Origin of the sequence: Streptomyces chiangmaiensis (assembly GCF_036281785.1) — a bacterium.
GTDB lineage: Bacteria > Actinomycetota > Actinomycetes > Streptomycetales > Streptomycetaceae > Streptomyces > Streptomyces chiangmaiensis.
The window spans coordinates 17,084-32,863 of the sequence record NZ_JAYWVC010000082.1; the positions used below are offsets into that span (position 1 = coordinate 17,084).

At 66.1% G+C, this 15,780-nt stretch carries 10 protein-coding genes, 2 tRNA genes and 2 pseudogenes; 7 read left to right on the top strand and 7 right to left on the bottom strand.

Annotated features, from left to right (window positions below):
* The first annotated feature begins 249 nt into the window (after nucleotides 1-249).
* Both VXC91_RS22795 and VXC91_RS22800 read left to right on the top strand, forming a co-directional pair.
* Nucleotides 250-340 (top strand) — tRNA-Ser (locus VXC91_RS22795).
* A gap of 219 nt (nucleotides 341-559) precedes the next feature.
* Nucleotides 560-632: transfer RNA gene (locus tag VXC91_RS22800), tRNA-Arg, on the top strand.
* A 102-nt stretch (nucleotides 633-734) separates the two neighbouring features.
* Here the strand turns inward: VXC91_RS22800 and VXC91_RS22805 are convergent.
* Genes VXC91_RS22805 through VXC91_RS22815 form a run of 3 tightly spaced genes read right to left on the bottom strand, consistent with a single transcriptional unit; the run spans nucleotide 735 to nucleotide 3,516 of the window.
* A complete protein-coding gene (locus VXC91_RS22805) occupies nucleotides 735-2,018 on the bottom strand; it encodes a site-specific integrase (protein ID WP_329509171.1) in 1,284 nt (427 codons plus the stop codon).
* The gene (locus VXC91_RS22810; protein WP_093781320.1) at nucleotides 2,018-2,200 is read right to left on the bottom strand and encodes a helix-turn-helix domain-containing protein; all 183 of its coding nucleotides are present in this window, start codon (nucleotides 2,198-2,200) and stop codon (nucleotides 2,018-2,020) included. Before VXC91_RS22810 ends, VXC91_RS22805 begins: the two co-directional genes overlap by 1 nt.
* Complete coding sequence (locus VXC91_RS22815) at nucleotides 2,197-3,516, bottom strand: replication initiator (RefSeq protein ID WP_329509172.1); 1,320 nt, start codon at nucleotides 3,514-3,516, stop codon at nucleotides 2,197-2,199. Before VXC91_RS22815 ends, VXC91_RS22810 begins: the two co-directional genes overlap by 4 nt.
* Between VXC91_RS22815 and VXC91_RS22820 the strand changes: the two are divergent.
* Nucleotides 3,516-4,859: pseudogene (locus tag VXC91_RS22820) on the top strand (helix-turn-helix domain-containing protein). The gene VXC91_RS22815 and the pseudogene VXC91_RS22820 overlap by 1 nt on opposite strands.
* Here VXC91_RS22820 and VXC91_RS22825 read toward each other — a convergent pair.
* A complete protein-coding gene (locus tag VXC91_RS22825; RefSeq protein WP_329509173.1) occupies nucleotides 4,837-5,370 on the bottom strand; it encodes an NUDIX hydrolase in 534 nt (177 codons plus the stop codon). The pseudogene VXC91_RS22820 and the gene VXC91_RS22825 overlap by 23 nt on opposite strands.
* A gap of 873 nt (nucleotides 5,371-6,243) precedes the next feature.
* Nucleotides 6,244-7,812 (bottom strand): DUF7405 family protein, encoded by a 1,569-nt coding sequence (locus tag VXC91_RS22830; protein WP_329509174.1) that lies wholly within the window; start codon nucleotides 7,810-7,812, stop codon nucleotides 6,244-6,246.
* Nucleotides 7,813-8,300: 488 nt separating this feature from the next.
* On the opposite strand from VXC91_RS22830, the gene VXC91_RS47030 reads away from it, so the two are divergent.
* Nucleotides 8,301-8,576, top strand: a complete 276-nt coding sequence (locus VXC91_RS47030) for an IS3 family transposase (protein WP_408057447.1) — start codon at nucleotides 8,301-8,303, stop codon at nucleotides 8,574-8,576.
* 331 nt (nucleotides 8,577-8,907) lie between these two features.
* Here the strand turns inward: VXC91_RS47030 and VXC91_RS22835 are convergent, their stop codons facing one another.
* Complete coding sequence (locus tag VXC91_RS22835) at nucleotides 8,908-10,449, bottom strand: YncE family protein (protein ID WP_329509175.1); 1,542 nt, start codon at nucleotides 10,447-10,449, stop codon at nucleotides 8,908-8,910.
* Between the two features lie 549 nt (nucleotides 10,450-10,998).
* Here VXC91_RS22835 and VXC91_RS47035 point away from each other — a divergent pair.
* Nucleotides 10,999-11,522 (top strand): annotated as a pseudogene (locus VXC91_RS47035) (hypothetical protein); the annotation flags it as partial.
* A gap of 1,235 nt (nucleotides 11,523-12,757) precedes the next feature.
* Here the strand turns inward: VXC91_RS47035 and VXC91_RS22850 are convergent.
* On the bottom strand, nucleotides 12,758-13,603 hold the full coding sequence (locus VXC91_RS22850) for an LLM class flavin-dependent oxidoreductase (protein ID WP_329509177.1): 846 nt from the start codon (nucleotides 13,601-13,603) through the stop codon (nucleotides 12,758-12,760).
* 270 nt (nucleotides 13,604-13,873) lie between these two features.
* Here VXC91_RS22850 and VXC91_RS22855 point away from each other — a divergent pair, with 270 nt between their 5' ends.
* Together VXC91_RS22855 and VXC91_RS22860 are read left to right on the top strand one after the other, a co-directional pair.
* On the top strand, nucleotides 13,874-14,983 hold the full coding sequence (locus tag VXC91_RS22855; RefSeq protein ID WP_329509178.1) for a PP2C family protein-serine/threonine phosphatase: 1,110 nt from the start codon (nucleotides 13,874-13,876) through the stop codon (nucleotides 14,981-14,983).
* A 509-nt stretch (nucleotides 14,984-15,492) separates the two neighbouring features.
* Nucleotides 15,493-15,780, top strand: a 288-nt coding sequence (locus tag VXC91_RS22860) for a transposase (RefSeq protein WP_329509179.1), incomplete at its 3' end; no start/stop codon positions are given.

A 15,780-nucleotide genomic window follows, 5' to 3' on the forward strand; every position in this document is an offset into this window, starting at 1 on the left:
GCGCCCCGGGTTCCGGTTGCAGGTGGGTTCGGTGGGGCGAGAGGGATCCCGGCTGGGTGCTGCCGCCGGGGAAACGTCCGGAGGCGGGCCCCCGGGGTGCCGCCTCCGGATCCCGCCATGCGGTTCGCGGCCCAGTGCTTTGCCCTGTGGCCTTTTCGCCTAGTACCGTAGGGGGCGATTGGTGGCACCCCGCTCGGCTGTGTCATCATCTGCACGCACCACTCGCGCTCGCGCGGGAGCGGTTGTGCTGGAGGCGTCGCCTAGTCCGGTCTATGGCGCCGCACTGCTAATGCGGTTTGGGCCTTAAAGCCCATCGAGGGTTCAAATCCCTCCGCCTCCGCGTTCGATCACCGAAGCCCCGGTCCGTACGGCCGGGGCTTCGGTGTATCGGGGCCCGCCACAGGAGATCGTCCGGACCCGCCGGACACGGCGTTTCCGCAGCTCACAAGGGGTGCGCCAAACGGATTTCACATGGCGGCGGCAGTCATGTAATGTTCTTCCTGTCGCCGCGAGCGGGCTGGAAGGGCCGTGAGCGGCGGAGAAAAAAGCAGAAGAACAAGCACTCGTAGCTTAACGGATAGAGCATCTGACTACGGATCAGAAGGTTGCAGGTTCGAATCCTGCCGAGTGCGCAACAGGTCAGAGGTCCTGTGGAGTGATCCACAGGACCTCTGACTTTTGCCTTGACGGCAGTGTTTGACGGCAACCGCCCTGGAGGGCGGGCGCAGGTCGGATCAGACGGCTGCGGGGACGCCCGCCGTGCCGTCGTCATCGTCCTGATCATTGCCGTCACCCCTCAGCGCATCCCCGACGCGGTCGAAGGCGGAGCGCTGGGAGTCGAGCCGTACGAAGGTATAGATGTCCATGGTCACGCGGATCGAGCTGTGGCCCAGGACCTCCATGATCATGCGGGCGTCGGCGCCCTGTTCATGGAGGAGCGAGGCACAGGTGTGGCGCAGGTCATGAAAGCGGACCTTGCGGACGCCGGCGCGGACGCACAGGGCCTCGAAGGAGCGGTTCAGGTTGCGCGGCTCGATGGGGGTCCCGTTTTTCGTAGTGAAGACGAGGCCCTGACCCGTTTCCTTCCAGTTGGCACCCGCGGCCTTCCGCTCAGCGATCTGCTGGGCGCGCTGGGCACGGAGAGCGGTCACGCACTCGGGCGGAAGGGCCACGCGACGGGCGGAGCGCTGCGTCTTCGGCGCGACGATCAGTAGTTCGCCACCTACCCGCTGTAGGGCCTGCCGGACGGTGAGGACGCCTTCGTGCAGGTCCACGTCCGACCAGCGCAGCCCCAGCAGCTCACCGCGCCTCAGGCCTATGCGGACCGCCAGCTCGTACGTGGCCCATAGCCGGTTGTCCCGGACCGCCGCCAGGAGCTGACGCCCCTCCTTGGCCGTGAGCGGTTCGCTCTCGCGCTTCGTTCCCATGCTCAGCTCCACGTTCCGGGCCACGTTACGGGGCAGCTCGTCCTCACGTACGGCGTGCTGGAGAGCGGCGCGCAGGATCACCAGCAGGAAGCGCACGGTCCGATCAGAGGGGACCTTCTTGCAGCACTTGCCGAGGGCGCAGCAGCGCCTCTTGTGCTCGGGCCGCTTCTTGTCCTTGCCCTGTGCGCAGCACTGGCAGGTGGCCGCCGTCTTGGTGAGGAAGGCCCGGATGTCGCGGGCAGTGAGCCGGACCAGCTTCTTCTTGCCGAAGTCCGGGGTGACGTAGTTGCGGACGAGGGACTCGTAGTTGACGTAGGTCGTCCGGCGGACCTTGCCCTTGGCGACGTTCGCCAGCCAGTACGTCAGGTACTCGGCAATCGTCATCTTGCTCGTGGCGACCGGCAGGCCGTTGAGAGAGTCCGCCTTGAGTCTGGTGAGCTTCTCGTGCGCGTCATCCCAGGTCTTGCCGTAAACGCTGCGCCGCTTGTACGTGCCGTCCGTCGTCAGGACGTACGCACTGCCCTCCCAACGGCCGTCCTTACGCTGGTAAATGGTGCCCTCGTTGTTGGCGTTCTTCTTCGGCTTGGCCATCAGGCGGCTTCCTGTTCGGTGCGGAGAGATACGTACGCGTCCACGGCGGCTTCGCTGATACGACGGCAGCGGCCGATCTTGAAGGAGGCGAGTTCGCGGGAGCGGATCAGGTCGTGGACCTTCCAGCGGCTGATACCGAGACGTTCGGCGACCTGGTCCACGGTGAGCACGGCCGTCGTCATGCAGGCACCAGTTTTTCGTGCTTGAGGCGTTCGCAGTGGGCTATGTCGTGGCGGACTTGGGCGGCGAGAAGTTCTTCGCCAGGGCGGTAACCGCTACTGAGGTAGGTCCACGCGGAGGCGGTGACGAGGGTGGTGTTCTCGTCGCTGACGGGGAGGCCGGCGCGGGCGCGGGCGGCCTCGGCTTGGGTGAGGCGCCAGGCGCGGCGTACGTCGCGGAGCGCGCCGAGGGTGGTGGAGTAGGCCCGGGACTTGGTGGAGAAGTGGCCGCGGAAGCCGAGCATGTGGGCCCACTTCCAGAGCTTGAGGTCAGCGAACTCGGGCAGGTGGCCGAGCGCCCACGCCGTGCGGATCATCTGCCGCACGTGCTGCTGGACGGCGAGGTCTGGGAGGGGCTCGGCTTGGCCGGTGCCGTCGCAGCCGTCACAGAGGTCGCGAAAGCCATCCGGGCCGCGTACGTAGCCGTGTCCCTGGCAGGGGCGGCATATGAGGGTCCGGTCTACGGTGCCCGCGCCTTCGGCGTTCTTGGTGGCGTACTTGGCCACGTATCCGGCGACCTTGGCGTCCGTGAGTTCACCGTCGCCCAGAGTGGAGATCGGGTCGACCTTGAACCGGCTGCCCCAGGTGATGACGCGCTCGCCCACGGCGTCGGACTCGACAGTGAGGCGAGCACGGTCGACCGCCAGGCCCATGGCGGCCTGAAGGGCGTCGAAGGTGGCCCAGGGCGGGGGCAGGGTGGTGTGGCCGTCGGGTCCGTCGAAGCGGATCACGGCGTGGAAGTGGACCAGGCCGCGCTTCTGGTACTCGGCGACCTTGGCGAAGGAGACGCGGAGGGCGGCGTTCAGAGCCCTCTGTGTCATGCCGAGGTGCTCGGCGAGGGCGCGGCGCAGGTAGGTGGTGAAGCGTGCCCACAGTTGCCCGGCGTGTGCGTTCCAGAGCACGGCGCCGGTGTAGTCGTACGTGGCCGGGTCCAACGGGGTGCCCAACACCGGGTTGTCTTCGACGTGGTGGGTGCCGCAGCCGCAGGGGCGAGGCTTGCCCACGTGGTCGTTCTTGCGGCTGTGGACGGGACCGAACGAGGGAGCGGTGAGCGTCACGAAGGCGCGGGGATGGTCGCGGACGGTTTCGGCGACGTTCTTGCCGCCGGACAGTCCGGCCTTGATCAGGTGGTAGATGTCGGCCGCATATACCCGTGAGCAGGAGGGGCAGCGGGAGGCACGACGGTTGCCGCAGGTGGTCAGCAGGCGTCCGGAGGGTTCGTCTTCGGAGCGGTAGTAGCGGACCGTTGCGTAGCCCTCGCAGTGTGGGAGCTTGCCCAATGCCCGACGCCGACCGGCCGCAGGAACTGCCTGCCAGGCTGCTCACCGATCCCGAGATGATCAATGCGTGTCGGGTACGGGACTTCGCCAGAGTCTTCCGCCTGGTGAAGACCAGGGCGGGCATCTACCCGTCGATGATCGCCAGGCGATGCAACCTGACCCCCAGCCGTGTTGGCGAAGTGATCGCCGGACAACGCCAGCTGCAACACATCGAAGTCATCGAGCGCATCGCGGACGGCCTGCGCATCCCGGGGCACATGCTGGGGCTTGCTCGGCGCCCTTGGGAGACGCCCCAGGCTCTTGTGGTCACCGAGCGCCAGGCACCCGAGGAGCAGCCGGAGGCGGAGAAGGCGACCGCTGTCTCTCTGCCGGGGCCAGACGTAGACAACATCCTGGCGTTGGCCACCCGCACGAACTTGAGCGCGGCCACGCTTGAGGCGTTCCGCGCGTCCATTGAGGACTACTGGCGACGGGATGACCAGCACGGCGGAGAGGCGCTGAGGCCGGCCATCGTCGGCCAGCTCCGGTACGTGGTCGGGCTCCTGAAGGAGAGCCGACCGCCCTCCATCCAGAACGGGCTGTACGGAATCGCCGCCGAGCTGGCCCGCCTCACCGGCTGGACCTACTTCGATGCCCGCCAGTACAACCAGGCCCGCGCGTACTTCACCGAGGCCCTGCAGCTCGCCAAGGAGATAGACGACCGCGAGTTCATGGCCAACGTCCTTGCCTGCATGAGCTTGCAGGCGACCTACCAGGACAAGCCCGCGGACTCCCTGGCACTCGTGACGGCCGCCCAGGACCAGGCCCGTTCTGCCCTGGGCACCACACCGCGCGTTCTGTCGATGCTGTCCATGCGCGAAGCCTTCGCGCACGCCACCCTCGGCAACCAGACCTCCACGCACAGGGCGATCGGGGAAGCACACCACCAGTTCGAGCAGATCTAGGTGAACGACCCGGACCCGGCATGGGTGTCCTACTTCGACGAGCCGAAGCTCATCGTGGACACGGGCATCGCCCACGGTCGTCTGGGCGAATCGGCGACGGCCGAACCCTTGATCGCAGATGCTCTGCGGAGGGAGGACAGCACGAACCAGCGCGGCCGTGCGTTTCACGCGTTCTGGCTGGCACGGACGCAGCTGGACCAAGGCAAGCTGGACCAGGCGTGCCACACCGCCACGCAAGCTCTGAAGGCCGCGTCGGTGGTGTCCTCAGAGCGAGTGTCAGGCCACCTCAGAGAGTTCTACGACCAGTTGGCCCCGCACAGGCAGGAGCCCGTAGCCCTGGCCTTCGAGGCGCGGCTACGGGAACTCCTCCCACCAGTCAGCGGATCGTTTCATCCATGAGCAGGTACAGCAGACCGACCAGAGATCCACTGCTCACGATCTCGCGACGGTTGATCATGCCCCGCACCTCGGACAGAGGAATCCACTCGATGCGGTCGGACTCGTTCTTCTCCGTGGGCGAACCGGCATAGGTAGCGCCGTCCACGCGGAAGACGTGGTGCTGCGAGTCGGTGATGCCGTTGGCCGGCTCGGCGTAGATCAGGGGCTTGATGGGGCCAGGGCGCCAGCCCGTCTCTTCCAGGACTTCGCGCGCTGCCGCCTCTTCCGGAGTCTCGCCGTCCTCGACCAGGCCCATGGGGAGCTCCCAGGCCCAGGAGTCGGTGATGAAGCGGTGCCGCCACATCATGAGAACCTCTTGGCGATCATTGACCACGGTGGCGACGGCCAGGTGCCGGAGGCGAACGACGTGATACTCCCACCTGCGCCCGTCAGGCTGCTGGACGACGACCAGACAGAGATTCACCCACTTGTTGGTGTAGATCTGCCGCTCGCCATGGGTCTTCCACTGCATGAACGCCGCCCCTCTCACGCGATGCACCCCAGCATCTCAGACCAAGACAGAGCTGAGCACAGGATTAGCGTCAAGGTGACGTAATGCCCGGATGGGTCGGAGCGGATCTTGTGTCGGAGCCGACGTGCCGCGGGGACGTGGTGCCTTGTGGTGCGCACGCCACGGTGGCCCGATGAGGTCAAGGCGCCGATACGCCCTCAGCTTGGGAAGCTAAGGTGCTCCAGGGCCTTGCTAACAGGTTGACCTGCGGCGGAAGGGTGTTGACACCTGGTGGGCGGGCTCGCTGATTCCCCGCTGTTCCCCCTGGTTCCCCGTACGACCTGGCACGTGTCTGGCACGACCTGTTGCCGTTGATGGCCACCTACGGTTGCGGTGGTTGCTGTACTCCGCTGCTGTACTGCAACCCCACCGCACCCGTGGGCAACCCGGTATCAAGCCTACGATTGACGTGGCCCGCGTCGGTCGGTGGCTGCATCCCCCAGCGCCGGCCCGCTGTGGAGGGGACCAGCCCGTTCGAGCCGGGCCGGGTGGGGAAGTGACATCCGCATTAGGACTTCGATCCGAGCCCGGCGTGGTCCGGGCCCTCCTTGCGCATCGGGGCCGTACGCGGCTGCTGTCGCCGCCGTCCGTGGTCGTTGATGTCAGTGTTGGATGTCAGCGGAACACTCAACGCTGTGGCCCACGTTGAACTCCACGGCTCCGCCTCGCGCAGTCCCGCGAGTTCCTTTGAGTTGAGGTTAGCCAAAACGAGATCCCCGGCCAGTTCGGACCTGCCAAACCATCCCGCATGGATGCAGGGTTAGCCCCAGTGCTGGGCGCGCTGGCGGGGGTGTGTCGTTAATTAGACACTCCCACGCGGCGCGCGGCTCCGTGTCATACAAGGAACTCGGCGAGCGGGAAGGAGCGATGGCGACGTGGTGGAACCAGATAGTTCTGCCGGTGGGTCGTGTGCAGGACCGAGTTGATGCCGGCGTGGGGGCTGCGCGGTGCGATAGGGAGTGTCATATCGGGATAGTGGCCGTCCATCGAGAGCCGAACGCGATTGAAGATTGCAATCGTCGGCTGGAACTGAATGAAGTGCAACCCGGCCGCTTTCTTCTCGCTGTAGTGGTCTGCCGTCGGATCGGATGTGTAGTGGAATGGATTGTCCAGTGTGTCGAAATCGCCGCGCACGGGGATGGTCGTCCCCGTGGGGTAGGCCTTCCCGTAGTTGCTGGTTGTCGGTGATGTGGTGCTGTCCACCTGCGACATGCTCCCAGTGTGGCCGTAGGCGTGGTAGCGCTGGACCCCTTGCGCTACTTCGGCCTCACTTTGACCTGGCGGTTGGAGGGCAAGCGTACCCGGGGCGGGCGCGGGCGAGAGGCCGGGCTGGAGCATCGCCTGGACGCGATCCGCGTACTGAGGGAAGTTCTGTTCGTACCAGGTCACCAGATCTTGAAACAGGTGCGAGAGATGCATGGTGGTCCCCTGTTTGAAGTAACCGTTGGGCCACTGATCGGTGAGGCCAGGTAGGGTCTCCAGATTGGCGATGTTGCCGGGTCCCATATTCGAGTCCAGGGTGGTGGCGAAGCCGAGGAAGCCCTGCGCCTGTCGAGGAATCGACTGTGCACCGGGGATATTGGCTGCCAGCGCCAGCTTGCTCGGCAGGCCCTGTTGCCCGTAGAAACCGCCCCCGGAGAAGCCGTAGCGGATACTCGTCACCTTGAACAGGCTGCCCGCCTGGTTGCTTCCAGACCCGAAGAGGACGTTTTGGGCTGCCTTGATATTGGCGAGCGAGTCACTGCGGAGTAGCACGGCCACGTCATTCTGTTCCAAGCGGACCGGCCCGAAGCCAGGCGGCGACTGGTCGCTGGGGAACGTCCTGGCCTCCTGCAGCGCATATACGGTATGGCCCTCCGTCTTGGAGGTCGCCAAATCGACCGGCAGATACTCTGGGTAACGTGTTCCCGCCTTGAAGAAGCCCGACGCCTTGCCCAGGGTTGGGATGTAGTGGTGAAAGTAGGGAAGTCCCCAGGCCACAGTGGTGGCCACTCCTGTGGGAGTGGGCGGAAATCGGCGTTCCACATCCAGGAGGGCGGACTCGAGGTGGTGCTGCGCCTCCTGCAACGCCTTGGCATTCGCCGACACATTCAGCCTTGCGGTAATGACATGATCATGCAGGGCCGGCACCCGGACCGCAATCGTGCCATTGCTGCTCTTCACGCCCGAGCCATCGACCATGACCACCTGCTCGTTCTGCAGGATATATTGCTCCTGGACGGGCGGGCTGTCGGCGCCAGCAGCGGGCCGGTCCGGTGGTTTTGCAATGCTGTCGATCAGCTCATAGATGCCGGCGGATGCTAGAGCGGCACCGAAGGCGCCCGCTGTCCCTTGAAGCAGGCGTCGCCTACTCAAGTTGCCGTGTGATCGTCCCGCACGCGCATTTTCGTTGCTATCTGACATGAAACATATTCCCCACTGTGGAGTAGATGTCCGAGGGTGCGGACTGGGTGAGTGCGCCGTCGCTGAGGACCGTCCCCCGATTAGCCTGCTACCACGTCTCCGCCATAGGGTCTGCTCGCGATGCGGGGTTCGCAGCGCCGATACGGCCTTGCGCACGTGCCGCCAGATAGCCGATGACGGTGGGCGTGCTGGCCAGTTGCCATCGTCATCACCTTCGCTGTCGCGATATAACCACACGCGGCCTGGGTCATTGAAGCCAACACGCGGCGTCCTGGGTCATTGAAGCCAATACCAATCTGGTTCGGCTCATGAACCTATCCGCTCACCCAAGACTCGCTGACAGACAGTGTTGCGACGATTCCTTGAACCCGGGCAGTACACGTCCATCAAGCTCACCACACGCCTGGTCGAAGCCGGAATCCAGGAGTCAATGGGCTCGGTGGGGGACTCGTTCGACAACGCCCTGGTGGGACACCTGTGGATATTGACTGGTCAAGACCGAGTGCGTCCACGGCCTCGTCTTCGCCGTCCGGGCCGAGACGAACCTCCCGCTCTTTGAATACATCGACGGCTTCTACGATCCCCGCCGCATCCAGAAACGGATCGGCTACCTCAGCCCCATCGAATTCGAGGAAAAGCACTACGCCGACCAGGCAACGACCGAACCAGTGAACCTGAAACCACGTCAGCCCGCACTGACCTGCTCGTCAGCACCTCCCACACAGCGGAGGGAACACACAAGCGCGCAAGTGGATGGCCTCTGACCAGCCGTATCGGCCAGAGGCCATCATTGCGGCATCACCTGTTGATACCCATCGTTCCCTGCCATTCTCCGGTCTGGCGGGTAGCGGGACGGGCATACGGCTCAGTCGTTGGGGATGTACGCGTGCGAATGAGACCAGAAGTGAGACCGGGCATTGGCCAGCACCTCGTCCTCTGCCACGACGTCGAGCTGATGGAATGTCGCAGCCTGCCGTTGGATGCCGCACCACACGGTGTCAGGCGGTCGGCGCTGAGGAAGCCGCCCGGAGCGCAGCCACGGTCACCGATGACGCGCTGACCGCACCGACGGCGCCGCCCTGCGTCCTCGGTCCGTCATGCCATGGGCATGGCCGGGCCTGGCTCGTGCTCGCCGGGTGGAGTTCCAGGCTTGAGGATGACGGAGGTGTAGTGGTTGGCGAAGAAGTACGAATAGGACAGGCCTTCGTCGATCCTGCCGAACTCGTTGCTCATCATGGTCATAAGCGCTGTAGTGCGGGTGCCGTTGCTGGCGTAGGCGGTGAACATCTGGTTGGGCGGCAGCCCTGTGGCTCCGATGGTGACTTCGTTGATGCCGGGGAGTGCCCGGATCAGGGCCGTGCCCTCGCCGGAGCTACCGGAGACGCGCAGGGGGATGTTCTGTGTGCGCATGCCCAGACCCTGCCGGCCCAGGTTTTGTGTGCTGGTGGCTGGAGTGTTGCGGGCGACGTACACCAGCGCCATGGGCGACTGGCCGATGGGGAGGGTCTTGATCACCGAGTTCGTGTGTGTGTCGATGACGTCTACCGCGTCGGAGTTCTGCAGGGCGACGTAGATCCTGGTGTTGTCGGGGCTCGGCCAGATGCCGTGGGGGCCGTGGCCGTTGTTGTGGATGGTCTTCACCAGCGTGGGTGGCGCCCCGGTTTTCGATCGGCGGTACACCAAGGTCTCGTCCAGTCCGCCCACGGTCATGTAGGCGTAGTCGACGCCGCCGACGGTGACGAAGTTGGGGTGGTTGGTGCGCGGTCCTGTGTTCAGCACCGCCTCCACACGGAAGGTTTGTGCATTGACCACAGCGGTGGTCCGGCCGTTGGTGGGCATGCCGAGCCAGATGTCCCGGCCGTCGGGTGAGATGGCCTCGTCGGAGGACCCACCCGCCTGTTCTGGGATCGGCAGGCGCTTGATGATCCGGCGGGAGGCGACATCGATCATGTCCAGCCTCGAGGCGCGCAGGTGGTTGACGTAGGCGAGTTTGCCGTCGGGGCTGAAGACCACCTTCGACGGCCCGTCTTCGCTGTAGATCCGGTCGACCTCCTCGCCGGCCCGCCAGTCGAGCACCGAGATGTAGTCCTGGCCGCGCACCGCCACCCACAGCTGCGTGCCGTCCGGCGAGAAGAATCCCTCGTGCGGCGCCCGGCCGACGTATATGGTGCGCACTACTTTGTTGGTTGCGGTGTCGATGATATGGACGGCGTTGGTGGTCACGTCGATCACGTCGAGCCACTTTCCGTCCCGGGAGAAGCCCAGGCCGTGCACGTCGATCTCCCCGTCGTACATGGCCCCCAGCACGTCCGCGCTGGGGTCCAACCGCGGCTTGCCCAGAGCGATCGTGCCCAGCACCGTGTTCGTCGCCGGATTGATGACACTGACCGTGTTGGAGGATTGGTCGGCGGTGTACACCCGGTCGTTCCCCGAGATCGGCTGCGCCCCGGGCAACGCCGGAGCTTGGATCAGCGTGCCCGGCACTGAGGGGCCGGCGGTCGACCCCACTGTGGGGGCCGGCACCGGACCCAGGTGCGAGGACGCAGATTCCTGCGTCCCGGACGTCGTGCAAGCGGCGATGGACGCATACACGACCGCCGCCACGAACGCCCGGGCAAAGCTGGGTCTTATACCCATGTTCACTCCTTGTGGTCACGTCGCCGGTGGATAGCCCGCGTCACAAGCTGCCACCGGCGCTTGGCTCGTGAGGACTGTGCTGTGGGGGCTGTGCCGCGTGGCGCGAGAGGTTGCGGCAGGAACTGGTCGCTGCATTCATCAACGGCCACTGGCGAGAGCAGCGCCTGTCATCGTGGCGCCGAGGTCACCTCTCCCGAACGCGATCATGCGTCCCCGAGCACATGACCGATGACGCTTGACGTCGGTCGCCCGAATCATCGTCGAGCCATAAGGAATCTAACGGACACTTTCGACATGCTCACCTCGGCCGGAGGTTTTCACTCGGACGGCCCGTCTGTCGGCGAACGGCAGGCAAAATGCGCCGCCGTTCAGACTTCGCGCGGTGTACGTCCAACGAGTTCACGATGGTTCACGACGGGCCGACCAGACCTGCGATCGCAGCCACACCAGGCAGTAGCCCGCGCGGGCGACGGAGCAGGTTGGGCTGGTGGCCTGCCCGGTCCCCGCCACGCAGCGTGAAGCGAACAAAAACCCGGTGGCGTTGAGGTCAGCGCACGTGCCGAAGATCTGATCGCGGAAGCCGCGAAGCGGGGCGAGGTGGACCTGCCCCTGGTCAGCATCGACTCCACCACCGCGCGGGCTCACCACGACGCTGCCGGGATGCACCTGGACGAGGCCGCCCTCACCGCGCTGGAGAAGGCTGCCGCCGAGGAGGAGAAGGTTAGGCCAAAGGGGGCGGCCTCGAAGAACAAAGCGGTCCGGACACCGCAGGTGACCCCGAGCGGGAAGAGCGTCGACGCGCCCGGCGCCGCCGCAAGTTCCGGCTGAAGGCCGCCCCGCTTGGACGGTCCAGGGGCGGGCAGGCCAGCAAGGTCCACCCCGCCGTCGACCGGAAGTGCCGCCCGCTGGCGTTCATCCTGACCGCCGGACAGGCAGCCGACAGCCCGCAGTTCATCCCCGTGCTGGGGAAGATCCGGGTCCGCGAGAAGCGGGACCAGGCGGCCAACTGGAGGAAGAAGGGCTCCAGAAGCGGTCGGCGCGTCAGCCACGACGCGGACCTGTACAAAAGGAGAGGGGTCGACTCGCTCCTGCAATGTGGCGGAAAACGGAAAATTCGATGAGTTTGACTATTGAGGCTCGACAATCGAAAAGCAGGGTGGTGCTTGCACTCGCCCTAGTCCCAGTGACCGTCGGGCTACTGCCGGCGCCGCCCAACCTCCATCTGTGCCGAACGTTGTTCCTCGCCCCGCTTATCACGGCCCCCTCTGCCAGACCGCGCCGGACCGTACTGGTCGGAGCCCTCGCGCTCGCGGCCCTTCTTCTGGATGCGGCACGGGAAGGCGGCATTCTTTCGGAGAACCACGCCACGAGCATCACGATCCTGGGCGCCATTGCGGCTTTGACCGTGCTCATGAGCATCAGGCTGCAATGCCGCGGGCATCAGGTATGCCGGCTGCGATCGATCGCCAAGGCGGTGCAGCGGGTTCTGCTACCACCGCTGCCGCAGAACGTGGGGTCACTGCGCATCGCTAGCTGTTACAAGGCTTCCGAAGAGGAGGCCCGGATCGGTGGTGACTTCTACGCTGTCACCCGGGACCACAGCGGAACCACCCGGGTGCTTCTCGGGGACGTACGTGGGCACGGCTTGGCGTCGGTTGAAGGAGCCGCGCATCTTGTAAGAGGCTTCCGCGATCACGCTCGCCGGAATCTTTCGCTTCCTGAGCTCGTCAGCCCGCGCTCGCGACGGCCGTTTCTACCCGCTCTTCGAGCGCGCCAGGGCGTTGTCGGCGAAGGGTTGCGACAGTTTCCTGAAGCATCTGTATCGCGATATGCAGATGCACGCTGGCCAAGCGCCGAGTGACGACGTGGCCATGGTTGCTATCCAGCGCATGCCTTCCCACTCCGTCCACCGCGGCGAGTAGACACCCACTTCCTCAACCGACCCCTTCCCCAGCTTCCATCCCGTCTACTGTCGACCCACACACCGTGGAGCGGGCGTGGTTCCCGGCGTCCAGGTGGAGCGTGCTACCGCACGAACGACCTGGACGCCAGGGGCCGCGTCTGCTCGGCTCTGCCTGGGTCGACGGCAGGCGGGATGGGAGCTCCCCCTCGCACGCCAGATTCGGCCGGCAGTCGCGAACGGCGCCCCCTGCATCTCGGAGCCTGAGCGCCCCCGCCGGAGGCATGCTCTTGCCCGCGGGCCGTAGGAACGCCTGTGCGTCAGGCAGCGTCAGTGGTCAACTTATCCAGGAAGACGGACAGGGCCTATAGATCGTGACTGGATACGCGCCCTAGTCTAGTGGGAATGTCACAGCCCTACCACGTCGGCGAGCAGGTCCACCTGCTCCAGGCCGCCGCCGTGGGGGAAGAGAATGAGTTCGTCACAGCCTGCCTCGCCATAGGCAGCGACCTCGCGGGCGACATTTTCGGGCGTGGCCAGACCCGCTTCGATGCTTTCGCGGATGTAGGTGCCCGAGGTGTAGTAACTCGCAAGACTGTTGTGCAGGCGTTTCTCTGCGCCCGGGCCCAGCGCGAAGTGCGCGGTCGCGACCAGGCGGGGCTCGCCCGCCTTGCCCGCATCCCGCCACGCCTGCCTGACCCCCGGGAGGAGGGAGCGGAAGTTCTCCACCCCCTGGGCTCCGCCGATCCAGCCGCGACCGTAGGTGACCATTCGCCGCAGGGCGGTCTTGGTGAACCCGCCGAACAGCAGTTGGGGGCCGCCAGGCGTGGCCGGGCGGGGCCCGATACCGTCGTGGCTTTGCCACTGCCGGGTGGCCGTTTCGAGCAGTGAGTCGAACAGCTTGCCGCGGCGCTGGAAATCGAGCCGGCCTGCCTTGTAGTCGTCCTCCCGGGCGCCAGGTGCGAGGCCCAGCACGAGACGGCCGCCGGACAGGCGGTCGAGCGTGGCGGCGGACTTGGCGAACAGTGCGTGGTTGGCGCGCAACGGGGCCAGCAGGATGCCCGTGGTCAGCCGGATGCGGGAGGTGGCTCCGGCGGCGACGGCCAGTGCGGTCAGAGGCTCGTAGTTGTCATAGACAAGGCGGTCGGTACAGCCGAGCGTGGAGAAGCCGCGCACCTCGGCGCGTCTCGCCCAGTCCACGATCGACAGACCCGGGTCGGGACGCAGTACTGGTAGTCCGATGCCGATGTCCATGGCGTCGTGCTCCTCTTGGGCCAGGGAAGGACGCCCGGACTCCGTCGTGGTCGTCGGTGTCCGTGAACGCCTGCAGCCGGGTGACTTTGTGCACGCTCAGGTTGTCCCATATGGGCGCGATCGGCGCGCCGAGCCACGGTTACCAGGTTGCAGTAATCGCTCGTGCGTTCGCATGCGGCAGGACTCAAGGCTGGGACGCCCAGGGGGCAGGTTGTGACTCTCCGCTCGTATCGTGAAAAAGACACACGACGGTGGCAAGGCAGGAACGTCATGACGGAGCCGGAGGTCGACTACACGGCGGTGTTCCGGGCCCTCCCCGGGGCGGTGGCGTTGATTACCCCGGAGCTGGTCTACGCGGACGCCAACGCGGAGTTCTTGCGCATTCGGGGCCTCCCCCGCGAGCAAGTGATCGGTCGGTTCCTGCCGGCGGACCGCGCCGAAAACGACCCCGCCGTGCCTCTCGTGCTCAAAGTCTTGGCGTCAATACGCCGGGTGGCGGATACCGGCGAGCGCGACACCGTAGCGCTGCAGCGCTACGACATGGAGGACCCCGACCAGCCCGAGGTACGGCACGAGCGGTATTTGAACCTGACCAACATTCCCGTCTTCGGCCATGACGGGCGGCTGGCGCTGCTGCTGCACCGGGTGGAGGACGTCACCGAACTCATCCGCGCCCGTGAAGTCGCGCTGACGTTGCAAGAAGCCATGCTGCCCGCTCCCCGCCCGGTCGGCCGCCACCCGGCGGCCGTACGCTACCGGCCCGCCGCTGAAGCGCTGAACGTGGCCGGCGACTGGTACGACCTGGTCGACCTGCCCGGCGACCGCATCGCCGTCGCCGTCGGCGACGTCGTCGGCCACGGCCTGACCGCGGCCGGTGTCATGGGACAACTGCGCAGCGCCCTCACCGCCGCCTGCCTCGTCGCCGAAGGCCCCGCCCGCGCCCTGGACGTCCTCGGCCTGTACGCCCGCACCATCGACGGCGCCGAGAACACCACCGTGGCCACGACCTTCATCGACTGGGACACCCACACCATCACCTACAGCAGCGCCGGCCACCCCCCACCGGCACTCCTGCACAGGGACGGGACCGTCGAGTTCCTGGACCAGGCCACCGACCCCCCACTGGGCGCCCGCCCTCAACACGTCCCCCGGATCCAGGCCGCCGCGACCTTCCACGAGGGCGCCGTCCTCGCGCTCTACACCGACGGCCTGATCGAACGCCGCCGCGAGGACATCGACACCGGCCTCGCCCGGCTCGCCGACTCCCTGGCCCACCACCAGGCAAACGACCCCGAAACCCTCGCCGACGCCGTGCTCACCGACCTGCTCCCACCCGGCGACGCCACCGACGACACCGCCCTGGTCATCGTGCGCCTTTGAAATCAGCCCGCCACTTCCGCGTGCTCGGCTAGACCTCGTTGACGACAGTGAAGTCACCGCTGTTCTTCGTTCTGTGGACGAGCTGGGGACGGCTTGGGGCACCCCTCTCGGTATCACCTGGTCGGCGTCCTTCTCCGTCGGGCATCGATGCCTGTTCAGCTGAGATGGCCGATGGGTACGCTCCCGTCGCAGCCTGTGGTGATCAGTGCCGGGGCGCCAGATCGCGCGGCGCGGTCTTAGTGCGTTGTGGCAAACCGGATTTCGTTCGAGGTGTGTGCGCGGGTGATCATCTGGACAGAGGTACGGGTGCGGCCGTGGGCATGAAAGAACGGGCCCCTTGGTAGTGACGCGGTTACGACACCCAGCACGACCAAGGAAGCCCGTTGCCTGATCAGTTGAGCAGTACCACTGTGCCTGCGTCCACCGCGGTCACCCCTGGGTGTGACTGCTACGTGCACCGGTTCGGTTCGATCGCTCCGGGACAGCGGGCGCGGTGCTATCCGAGTGACATGACAGATGCGGAGTGGGCCGAGGTCCGCTCCGCAATGCCGGTACCGGCCTGGCTCCTCAAGCAGGGCGGGCGTCCGGAGGCGTACTGCCACCGCGAGATGCTCGACGCTGTGCGCTACCTGGTCGACAACGGCGTGAAGTGGATGGCCCTGCCAGTCGACTTCCCGCACTGGCGGGCGGTCTACGACTTCTTTCGCCGCTGGCGGACCTGCGACTACGTGCGTGAACTGCACGAACGCCTGCGCCGCACGGCGAGGGAACGCTCAGGCCGCAACACCGAGCCCAGC